The 10,267-nt window shown below is 66.6% G+C and carries 9 protein-coding genes and 1 pseudogene; 3 read left to right on the plus strand and 7 right to left on the minus strand.

Going from position 1 to position 10,267, the window contains the following annotated elements; all coding sequences use genetic code 11:
• Positions 1 to 7: 7 nt before the first annotated feature.
• From G3N94_RS26135 to rpsB, 7 genes are all read right to left on the minus strand, one after another.
• The gene (locus G3N94_RS26135; RefSeq protein ID WP_205795432.1) at positions 8 to 1,204 is read right to left on the minus strand and encodes a 1-deoxy-D-xylulose-5-phosphate reductoisomerase; all 1,197 of its coding nucleotides are present in this window, start codon (positions 1,202 to 1,204) and stop codon (positions 8 to 10) included.
• 16 nt (positions 1,205 to 1,220) lie between these two features.
• The gene (locus G3N94_RS26140) at positions 1,221 to 2,045 is read right to left on the minus strand and encodes a phosphatidate cytidylyltransferase (RefSeq protein WP_205795433.1); all 825 of its coding nucleotides are present in this window, start codon (positions 2,043 to 2,045) and stop codon (positions 1,221 to 1,223) included.
• Positions 2,039 to 2,821, minus strand: a complete 783-nt coding sequence (uppS, locus tag G3N94_RS26145; RefSeq protein ID WP_124598583.1) for a polyprenyl diphosphate synthase — start codon at positions 2,819 to 2,821, stop codon at positions 2,039 to 2,041. Before uppS ends, G3N94_RS26140 begins: the two co-directional genes overlap by 7 nt.
• A gap of 49 nt (positions 2,822 to 2,870) precedes the next feature.
• The gene (gene frr / locus G3N94_RS26150; protein ID WP_205795434.1) at positions 2,871 to 3,431 is read right to left on the minus strand and encodes a ribosome recycling factor; all 561 of its coding nucleotides are present in this window, start codon (positions 3,429 to 3,431) and stop codon (positions 2,871 to 2,873) included.
• A 101-nt stretch (positions 3,432 to 3,532) separates the two neighbouring features.
• Positions 3,533 to 4,246, minus strand: a complete 714-nt coding sequence (gene pyrH / locus G3N94_RS26155) for a UMP kinase (RefSeq protein WP_205795435.1) — start codon at positions 4,244 to 4,246, stop codon at positions 3,533 to 3,535.
• Between the two features lie 162 nt (positions 4,247 to 4,408).
• Positions 4,409 to 5,290: a translation elongation factor Ts gene (gene tsf / locus G3N94_RS26160; protein ID WP_205795436.1), complete on the minus strand. Its 882-nt coding sequence runs from the start codon at positions 5,288 to 5,290 to the stop codon at positions 4,409 to 4,411.
• A gap of 162 nt (positions 5,291 to 5,452) precedes the next feature.
• Positions 5,453 to 6,199, minus strand: a complete 747-nt coding sequence (gene rpsB / locus G3N94_RS26165) for a 30S ribosomal protein S2 (RefSeq protein WP_124598587.1) — start codon at positions 6,197 to 6,199, stop codon at positions 5,453 to 5,455.
• Between the two features lie 391 nt (positions 6,200 to 6,590).
• On the opposite strand from rpsB, the gene map reads away from it, so the two are divergent.
• From map to G3N94_RS26180, 3 genes and pseudogenes are all read left to right on the plus strand, one after another.
• A complete protein-coding gene (gene map / locus G3N94_RS26170; protein ID WP_124598589.1) occupies positions 6,591 to 7,406 on the plus strand; it encodes a type I methionyl aminopeptidase in 816 nt (271 codons plus the stop codon).
• A 46-nt stretch (positions 7,407 to 7,452) separates the two neighbouring features.
• Positions 7,453 to 10,029, plus strand: coding sequence for a [protein-PII] uridylyltransferase (locus G3N94_RS26175; protein WP_205795437.1), 2,577 nt, complete (start codon positions 7,453 to 7,455; stop codon positions 10,027 to 10,029).
• A 16-nt stretch (positions 10,030 to 10,045) separates the two neighbouring features.
• Positions 10,046 to 10,267: pseudogene (locus G3N94_RS26180) on the plus strand (pseudouridine synthase); the annotation flags it as partial.

Below are 10,267 nucleotides of genomic sequence, written 5' to 3' on the forward strand. Positions count from 1 at the left end.
ACCTCATTCAGGCAGTGCGCTCCACGCGTGGCGCAGGCGCTTTGGCAATGATCTCGGCGGCGAGGCGGCGTGCCTCGGCATCCGCCGCCAGGACGTCGTCGAGCCCGTTCGGCGCGCGGTTCGGCAGTGCGTTGAGGACTGCGTCGACCGTCGACGCGATCGCCATGAAGCCGATCCGGCGCTCGAGAAACGCTTCGACCGCGATCTCGTTCGCCGCGTTCAACGCGGCGCTCGCGATGCCGCCTTCAGCCAGCGCCTTCAGCGCGAGCGCGAGGCACGGGAAGCGCGCGTAGTCGGGCTTCTCGAACGACAGCTGCGCGATCTGCGCGAGGTCGAGCTGCTCGACGCCCGCGTCGACGCGGTCCGGGTAGGCGAGCGCGTGCGCGATCGGCGTGCGCATGTCGGGGTTGCCGAGCTGCGCGAGCACCGAGCCGTCGCGGTACGACACGAGCGAATGGATCACGCTCTGCGGATGGATCAGCACGTCGATCCGGTCGCCCGGCAGCCCGAAGATCCAGTGCGCCTCGATCACCTCGAGGCCCTTGTTCATCATCGTCGCGGAATCGACCGAGATCTTGCGGCCCATCACCCAGTTCGGATGCTTGCATGCCTGGTCGGGCGTCACGTCGACGAGCGTCGCCGGCTCGCGGGTGCGGAACGGGCCGCCCGACGCGGTCAGGATGATCTTCGCGATCCCGCCGTGCTCGGCCGCGTCGCGCGGCATGCACTGGAAGATCGCGTTGTGCTCGCTGTCGACCGGCAGCAGGATCGCGCCGTGGTCGCGCACCGCGTCCATGAAGATCGCGCCCGACATCACGAGCGATTCCTTGTTCGCGAGCAGGATGCGCTTGCCGGCACGCGCGGCCGCGAGGCTCGGTGCGAGGCCGGCCGCGCCGACGATCGCCGCGACGACGGTGTCGCACTGGTCGCTCTTCGACACGTCGACGAGCGCCTGCGGCCCGTAGGCCACCTCGGTCTTGCTGCCGGCCGCGCGCAGTTGCGCTTCGACCTGCGCGGCCGTCCCGGCATCGCCGACCACGGCCACTTCGGGCGCGAAGCGCAGGCACTGGGCGACCAGCTTGTCGCCGTTGCGGTGCGCCGTCAGCGCGTAAACCGAAAAGCGCTCCGGATGGCGCGCGACCACGTCGAGCGTGCTGTCTCCGATCGAGCCCGTGGAACCGAGCAATGTCAGGCGTTTTTGCATAACAGAAGTGTAGGTTTTAACCGTGAAACAGCAGCATCGCGAGCGGCAGCACGGGCAGCAGCGCGTCGACGCGGTCGAGCACACCGCCGTGTCCCGGCAGGAGCCCGCTCGAGTCCTTCACACCGGCCTGGCGCTTCAGCAGCGACTCGAACAGGTCGCCGATCACGCTGTACGCGACGAGCAGCGTCAGTGCGGCCCAGGCGCCCGGCCCGCCGAACTGCGCGGCAAAGGCGGAAAAAAGTGTCGGCTCGAACAGGTGCGCGGCCATCGCGACGCTCGCGACGATCATCACGGCGAGCCAGCCGCCGACGGCCCCTTCCCAGCTCTTCCCGGGGCTGATCGTCACTGCGAGTTTACGCTTCCCGAAGGCCTTGCCCGCGAAATATGCGCCGATGTCGGCCAGCCAGACGACGAGCAGCAGCGACAGCACGAACGGCACGCCCTGCGCGCGCGCGGCGACGAGCGCATGCCAGCAGGCCGCGAAGATCACGACGCCGGCCACCAGCAGGAATGGCCGCCATACGCCGCCGGCGAGCACCGGCTTGCGACTGAGCGTGAACGGGCCGACCAGCAGCCAGAACACGCCGGCTGCCGCAAAAAGGGGACGGGATGTGGCATCGCCGACGCCGAGCCGGGTGGTCGCGAACAGCGCCAGCGCGGCAACGGCCGCGTAGACGATCGGGCCGGCGCCGCGCAGCTTCAGCAGGCGCGCCCATTCCCACGCGGCGAACACCAGCACGACGCCGATCAGCGCGCCGAACGCCATCAACGGCGCGAACAGTGTGACCGGCAGCAGCACCGCCAGCAGCACGATCGCCGTGATTACACGGGTTTTCAGCATGAAAGGGAGTCGGCGTTCTGCGACTGCGACTCGACCTGCGCGCTCGTGCGTCCGAACCGGCGCTCGCGCTCGGTGTACGACGCCAGCGCGTCGGCCAGCGCGGCACCGTCGAAATCCGGCCAGTATTTGTCGGTGAAATAGAATTCGGCGTACGCGAGCTGCCACAGCAGGAAGTTGCTGATGCGCTGCTCACCGCCGGTGCGGATGAAGAGATCGGGTTCCGGCGCGTAGGCCATCGCCAGGTGGGGCGCGAACGATGCCTCGCTGATTTCCACCTCGCGGCCCTCGCGCAATGCCTGCTCGACGAGTTTCTTCGTCGCCTGCAGGATGTCCCACCGGCCGCCGTAGTTCGCGGCGATGGTGAGCGTGAGGCGCGTATTGCGCGCGGTCTTGGTTTCGGCGCGGCGGATCAGGTCGCGGATGCGCGGCTCGAAACGATCGAGATCGCCGACCACGCGCAGGCGGATCCCGTTCGCATGGAGCTTGCCGACCTCGCGCTCGAGCGCGGTGATGAACAGACGCATCAGGAACGACACTTCGTCGTTCGGCCGCCGCCAGTTTTCCGAGCTGAACGCGAACAGCGTCAGGTATTCGACGCCGGCACGCGCGCAGCCTTCGACGACCGCCCGCACGGCGTCCACGCCGCGGGTATGCCCCGCGACGCGCGGCAGGCGGCGTTCGGTCGCCCAACGGCCGTTGCCGTCCATGATGATCGCGATGTGACGCGGCACGACGCCGACGTCAGGCACGCGAACGGTAGAGCTGGTATAGGTCATGGCCGTTGAGACTGTAATGCGGGAAGAAGGCTGCACGCGAGGACGGTCGTCAGACCGTCATGATCTCGGCTTCCTTGCTCTGCACGAGCTTGTCGATTTCGGCGACGTGCTTGTCGGTCAGCTTCTGCACGTCGTCGCCGGCACGGCGCTCGTCGTCTTCCGAGATTTCCTTGTCCTTCACGAGCTTCTTGAGCGCTTCGTTCGCGTCGCGGCGCAGGTTGCGGATCGCGACCTTGGCGGTCTCGCCTTCGCTCTTGACGACCTTCGTCAGCTCGCGGCGGCGCTCTTCCGTCAGCGGCGGCATCGGCACGCGGATCAGGTCGCCGGACGTCGCAGGGTTCAGGCCGAGGTCGGCTTCGCGGATCGCCTTCTCGACCTTCTGGACCATGTTCTTTTCCCACGGCTGCACGCCGATCGTGCGCGCGTCGACGAGCGTCAGGTTGGCCACCTGCGAGATCGGCACCATCGAGCCGTAGTAGTCGACCTGCACGTGATCGAGCAGGCCCGTGTGCGCACGACCCGTGCGGATCTTCGCCAGATCGTTCTTGAACGCTTCGATCGAGCGCTGCATCTTCTGCTCTACGCCCTTCTTGACATCAGCGACACTCATTTTCAACCTCCGAACCTTCAAATCTTCAATGAACGCGGGCCAGCGCGCGCCCGACGGCACCGCGCCGGTCACCCGCGCCGGCAGCCCGCATCCGCGGGAGTTTACACGTGGACGAGCGTACCTTCGTCCTCGCCCAGCACGATGCGCTTGAGCGCGCCCGGCTTGTTGATCGAAAACACGCGAATCGGCAGCTTCTGGTCGCGGCAGAGCGCGAACGCGGTCGCGTCCATCACCTGCAGGTTGCGGCTGATCGCCTCGTCGAAGGTGATCGTCGTGTAACGCGTGGCCGACGAATCCTTCTTCGGATCGGCGGAATATACACCGTCGACCTTCGTCGCCTTCAGCACGACCTCCGCACCCACTTCCGAACCGCGCAGCGCAGCGGCCGTGTCGGTCGTGAAGAACGGGTTGCCGGTACCGGCCGCGAAGATCACCACCCGGCCCTCCTCGAGCTGGCGGATCGCACGCGGACGGATGTACGGCTCGACGACCTGGTCCATCCGCAGCGCCGACTGCACGCGCGCCTCGATGCCCGCGTGGCGCATCGCGTCCTGCAGCGCCAGCGCGTTCATCATCGTCGCCAGCATCCCCATGTAGTCGGCCGTCGCACGGTCCATGCCTGCCGCGCCGCCCGCGACGCCGCGGAAAATATTACCGCCCCCGATCACCACCGCGAGCTGCGTGCCGAGACGCACGACTTCGGCAATGTCGGCCACCATCCGTTCGATCGTAGCGCGATTGATGCCGAAGGCATCGTCGCCCATCAGCGCTTCGCCGGAGAGTTTGAGGAGGACGCGTTTATAGGCATTGGGCATAGGGGCTTCCGAGCGACGAGAGGATGACAAGCACGAACTGTAGGGGCGAAATACTGATTCGGGCAAGCGCCGCCGGCCAGACCGGACCTGCCGGCCAGCCGGCGGCGCCGCCGGCCGCGGCGGGACGGACGCCCGCCGCGGGTATTGCTGGACTGCGACTGCTTACTGCTGCTTTGCTGCTGCGACTTGCGCGGCCACTTCGGCGGCGAAGTCGTCCTGGCGCTTCTCGATGCCTTCGCCGACGACGAACAGCGAGAACTTCTGCACTGCGGCATTCGCTGCCTTCAGCATCTGCTCGATCGTCTGCTTGTCGTTCTTCACGAACGTCTGGTTCAGCAGCGACACTTCCTTCAGGAACTTCTGGACGCTGCCATCGACCATCTTCGCGACGATCTCGGCCGGCTTGCCCGATTCCGCAGCCTTCTGCTCGGCCACGCGGCGTTCCGTCTCGATCAGCTCGGCCGGCACGTCAGCCGACGACAGCGCGACCGGCTTCATTGCCGCGACGTGCATCGCGACGTCCTTGCCGACCTGCTCGTCCGCACCCGTGTACTCGACGATCACGCCGATACGCGCGCCGTGCAGGTACGTTGCGATCTGGTTCGCGGTTTCGTAGCGGACGAAACGGCGGATCGACACGTTCTCGCCGATCTTGCCGATCAGCGCCAGGCGCACTGCGTCGACCGTCGAGCCTTCCAGCGGCAGCGCCGACAGCGCAGCCACGTCGGCCGGGTTCTGCGTCGCGACGAGTTCGGCGACGGTCTTCGAGAACGCGAGGAAGTCGTCGTTCTTCGCGACGAAGTCGGTTTCGCAGTTCAGTTCGACGAGCGCGCCGGCATTGCCGCCGACGAACGATGCGACGACGCCTTCGGCCGTCACGCGCGATGCCGCCTTGCTCGCCTTGTTGCCGAGCTTGACGCGCAGCAGCTCTTCAGCCTTGGCCAGATCGCCGTCGGCTTCCGTCAGCGCCTTCTTGCACTCCATCATCGGTGCGTCGGTCTTTGCGCGCAGTTCTGCCACCATGCTTGCGGTAATTGCCGCCATCATTCGCTCCTTGAGTCTGTATTCACAACGCCGCCCGCTTTGACGCGAACGGCCGAGATTCGTTTCCGGACCCGCGCCAACACGGCGCGATCAGGTCCGGCGCACAAGCTTAAAAAAAGGGGGCCTGTTGAGAGCCCCCTTTTTGCGCCGGCTCGGGGCCAGTTACGCGTTTTCCTCGACGTACTCGTCGTCGCCGCCGCTGCGCACTGCCTGGACCACTTCGTTGACCGCGTTCGCACGGCCTTCGAGGATCGCGTCGGCCACGCCTTCCGCGTACAGCGCAACTGCCTTGCTCGAGTCGTCGTTACCCGGGATCACGTAGTCCACACCTTCCGGCGAGTGGTTCGTATCGACCACGGCGATGACCGGCACGCCGAGCTTGTTCGCTTCCGTGACGGCAATCTTGTGGTAGCCGACGTCAACGACGAAGATTGCGTCCGGAATGCCGCCCATGTCCTTCACGCCGCCGATCGACTTCTGCAGCTTGGCGATTTCACGTTCGAACAGCAGCGCTTCCTTCTTGCTCATCTTCTCGAGCTCGCCTGCCTCGACTGCCGCTTCCATGTCCTTCAGGCGCTTGATCGAAACCTTCAGCGTCTTGAAGTTGGTCATCATGCCGCCGAGCCAGCGTGCGTTGACGAACGGCATGCCTGCGCGTTGCGCTTCCTGGGCGATCGTGTCGCGCGACTGGCGCTTCGTACCGACGAACAGGATCGTGCCGCGGTTCGCTGCCAGCTGACGCACGTACTTCTGTGCGTCCGTGAACATCGGCAGCGTCTTTTCGAGGTTGATGATGTGAATCTTGTTGCGGTGACCGAAAATGAACGGAGCCATCTTCGGGTTCCAGAAGCGGGTCTGGTGACCGAAGTGGACACCTGCTTCCAGCATTTGGCGCATCGTAACTGCCATGTAAATTCTCCACGAGGGTTGGGTCTTAAGCCGGCCGCCGTACCTGCCGCGCGAATGCACCCCGAAGGGTGATGGATTCAGCGCGGCCGGCACCCTGGTTGCGCCGGCTTGCGATTCGGCACGTGCGGAATGCCCGTACCGCAAGCCTGCACCGCAAATGCCGCCCCAGAATCGGAACGAATCGGGACATGAATGGCATTTGAGTGTCGACTTAGCCAAAGAGTATAGCATGCCCATTTGTCGGCTCTCAAGTCGCCCGCCACTTTGCCGCACCGGCCGCCGCGCGCACGGCAATCGGCAAAAACCCGCGCCCGCGCAGGCGCCCGGGGGCTGCGACGCACGGCATAAGGTGCGATAATTCGTCAATTCACCGCTTTCCAGGCACACCTCGATGGCTATTACGCTCAAAAACGAACACGATATCGCGCAGATGCGCGTCGCCTGCCGTCTGGCGAGCGAAGTGCTCGACTTCATCACCCCGCACGTCGTCGCGGGCATCACGACGGCCGAACTCGATCGCCTCTGCCATGAGTACATGGTGAAGGAACAGGGCACGGTTCCCGCGCCGCTGAACTACCAGCCGCCCGGCTATCCGCCGTACCCGAAGGCCACCTGCATCTCGGTCAACGACGTGATCTGCCACGGCATCCCCGGCGACAAGACGATCAAGAACGGCGATGCGCTCAATATCGACATCACCGTGATCAAGGACGGTTACTTCGGCGACACGAGCCGGATGTTCATCGTCGGCGAAGGCTCGATCCTCGCGAAGCGCCTCGTGCAGACCACCTACGAGTGCATGTGGCTCGGCATCGACCAGGTCAAGCCGGGCGCGCATCTCGGCGACATCGGCCACGCGATCCAGAAGCACGCGGAAGCGCAGGGCTACAGCGTCGTGCGCGAATACTGCGGCCACGGGATCGGCACGGTGTTCCACGAGGATCCGCAGGTCGTCCACTACGGCCGTCCGGGCACCGGCGTCGAGCTGAAGCCGGGGATGATCTTCACGATCGAGCCGATGATCAACGCCGGCAAGCGCGACATCCGCACGATGCCCGACCAGTGGACGGTCAAGACGCGCGACCGCAGCCTGTCCGCGCAGTGGGAGCACACGGTGCTCGTCACCGAGACCGGGTACGACGTGCTGACGGTGTCCGCCGGCTCGCCGGCCCGCCCCGTGTTCGCCAACTCGGCCGCGGCGGTCTGAGCGCATTAGCGCCAGCCCGCCCTGCCCGTCACCTGATCCGCCACCGATGAGCGCTCACGCCGCCCCCTCGACCGAAGCGCTGTCGCGGCGCGCCGAGTTCAAGGCCGTCAAGACCGACCTGCTCGCGCGCTTTCGCAGCGCTGCCAACGTCGCATCGCTGATGCACGCGCTGTCGAAGGCGACCGACGACGCGCTGAAGTGCGTGTGGGACGATTGCGGGCTGCCCGCGACGCTCGCACTCGTTGCGGTCGGCGGCTACGGGCGCGGCGAGCTCGCGCCCTATTCCGACGTCGACATCCTCGTGCTGCTGCCTGACGGGCGAGACGCGGGGCTCGACGCGCGGATCGAACGCTTCATCGGCATGGCGTGGGATCTCGGCCTCGAGATCGGCAGCAGCGTGCGCACGGTCGCGCAATGCATCGAGGAGGCGTCGCACGACGTCACGGTGCAGACGTCGCTGCTCGAGGCGCGCCGCATCGTCGGCAGCACCGCGCTGTTCGAGCGTTTCACGGTGCGCTACCACGAGGCGCTCGACGCCCGTGCGTTCTTCACCGCGAAGGTGCTCGAGATGCGCCAGCGCCACGCGAAGTTCCAGGACACGCCGTACAGCCTCGAGCCGAACGTGAAGGAAAGCCCGGGCGGGCTGCGCGACCTGCAGACGATCCTGTGGATCGCGCGCGCGGCCGGTTTCGGCAGCAGCTGGCGCGAACTCGACACGCGCGGCCTGATCACCGACCGCGAGGCACGCGAGCTGCGCCGCAACGAAAGCTTCCTGAAGACGCTGCGCGCGCGGCTGCACGTGATCGCCGGGCGCCGCCAGGACATGCTCGTGTTCGACCTGCAGACCCAGGCGGCCGAAAGCTTCGGCTACCAGCCGACGCCCGCGAAGCGCGCGAGCGAACAGCTGATGCGCCGCTACTACTGGGCCGCGAAGGCCGTCACGCAGCTCGCAACGATCCTGATCCAGAACATCGAGGCCCAGCTGTTCCCGGCGACGAGCGGCATCACGCGCGTGCTGTCGCCCGAGCGCTTCGTCGAGAAGCAGGGGATGCTCGAGATCGCCGCGGACGACGTATTCGAGCGCCATCCGGACGCGATCCTCGAGGCGTTCCTGCTGTACGAGACCACGCGCGGCGTGAAGGGGCTGTCCGCACGCACGCTGCGGGCGCTGTACAACTCGCGCGAGATCATGAACAACACGTGGCGGCGCGACCCGCAGAACCGCCGCACGTTCATGCAGATCCTGCAGCAGCCGGAAGGCATCACGCATGCGTTCCGGCTGATGAACCAGACCAGCGTGCTCGGCCGCTACCTGCTGAATTTCCGCCGCATCGTCGGCCAGATGCAGCACGACCTGTATCACGTGTACACGGTCGACCAGCACATCCTGATGGTGCTGCGCAACATCCGCCGCTTCGCGGTTGCCGAGCATGCGCATGAGTATCCGTTCTGCAGCCAGCTGATCGGCAACTTCGAGCGGCCGTGGGTGCTGTACGTCGCGGCGCTGTTCCACGACATCGCGAAGGGCCGCGGCGGCGATCATTCGCAGCTCGGGATGGCCGACGCGCGCCGCTTCTGCCGCGAGCACGGGATCGCCGCCGATGATTCGGCACTCGTCGTGTGGCTCGTCCAGCATCACCTGACGATGAGCCAGGTCGCACAAAAGCAGGACACGAGCGATCCGGAAGTGATCAAGCGCTTCGCCGACCTCGTCGGCACCGAGCGCCGGCTGACGGCGCTCTACCTGCTGACCGTCGCCGATATCCGCGGCACGAGCCCGAAGGTCTGGAACGCGTGGAAGGGCAAGCTGCTCGAGGACCTGTATCGCGCAACGCTCGCCGTCCTCGGAGGCGCGCAGCCGGACACGCACTCCGAGCTGAAGTCCCGCCAGGAGGAAGCGCTCGCGCTGCTGCGCCTCGAAACCGTGCCCACCGACGCGCACCGCGCGCTGTGGGACCAGCTCGATGTCGGCTTCTTCCTGCGCCACGACGCCGCCGACATCGCGTGGCAAACCCGCGTGCTGTACCGGCACGTGAACGCCGGGACGGCGATCGTCCGCGCGCGGCCGTCGCCGGTCGGCGACGCGCTGCAGGTGCTCGTCTACGTGAAGGACCGCGCGGACCTGTTCGCGGGCATCTGCGCGTACTTCGACCGCAACGGGCTGTCGGTGCTCGACGCACGCGTCAGTACCACGCGGCACGGCTACGCGCTCGACAACTTCATCGTCACGCAGACCGAGCATGACGTGCAGTACCGCGACATCGCGAACCTCGTCGAGCAGCAGCTGGCGATGCGCCTCGCCGAGGCCGCGCCGCTGCCGGAACCGTCCAAGGGCCGGCTGTCGCGGCTGTCGCGGACGTTTCCGATCACGCCGCGCGTCGACCTGCGGGCCGACGAGCGCGGCCAGTACTACATCCTGTCCGTGTCCGCCAACGACCGGCCGGGCCTTCTTTATTCGATCGCGCGCGTGCTGGCCGAGCACCGGGTCGGCGTCCATGCGGCGCGGATCAATACGCTCGGCGAACGCGTAGAGGACATCTTCCTGCTCGACGGCGCCGGCCTGTCCGACAACCGTCTGCAGATTCAAGTCGAAACCGAGTTGCTGCGCGCGATCGCAGTCTGAAAGCATTCCAGCGTTTATGCGCACCAAATTAACCGTCAAGAATCCGCGGCCGGCGTCTCCGACCCGTGCCCCCGTCCGTTCCGGCAGCCTCGTCGCCCGCAAGCCGGTGCGCGCCGCCGCGCCGGACGCGGCCGCCAAGCCGGCTCGCCCGAAGAAGGCGCTCGCGCCGAAGGATGCCGGCGAGCGTACGGAGCGTACATTCAAGCCGCGCGCCGCCGGTGGTGCGGAACGTCCGGGC

The organism is Burkholderia sp. Ac-20353 (genome assembly GCF_017104785.1).
Classification (GTDB): domain Bacteria; phylum Pseudomonadota; class Gammaproteobacteria; order Burkholderiales; family Burkholderiaceae; genus Burkholderia.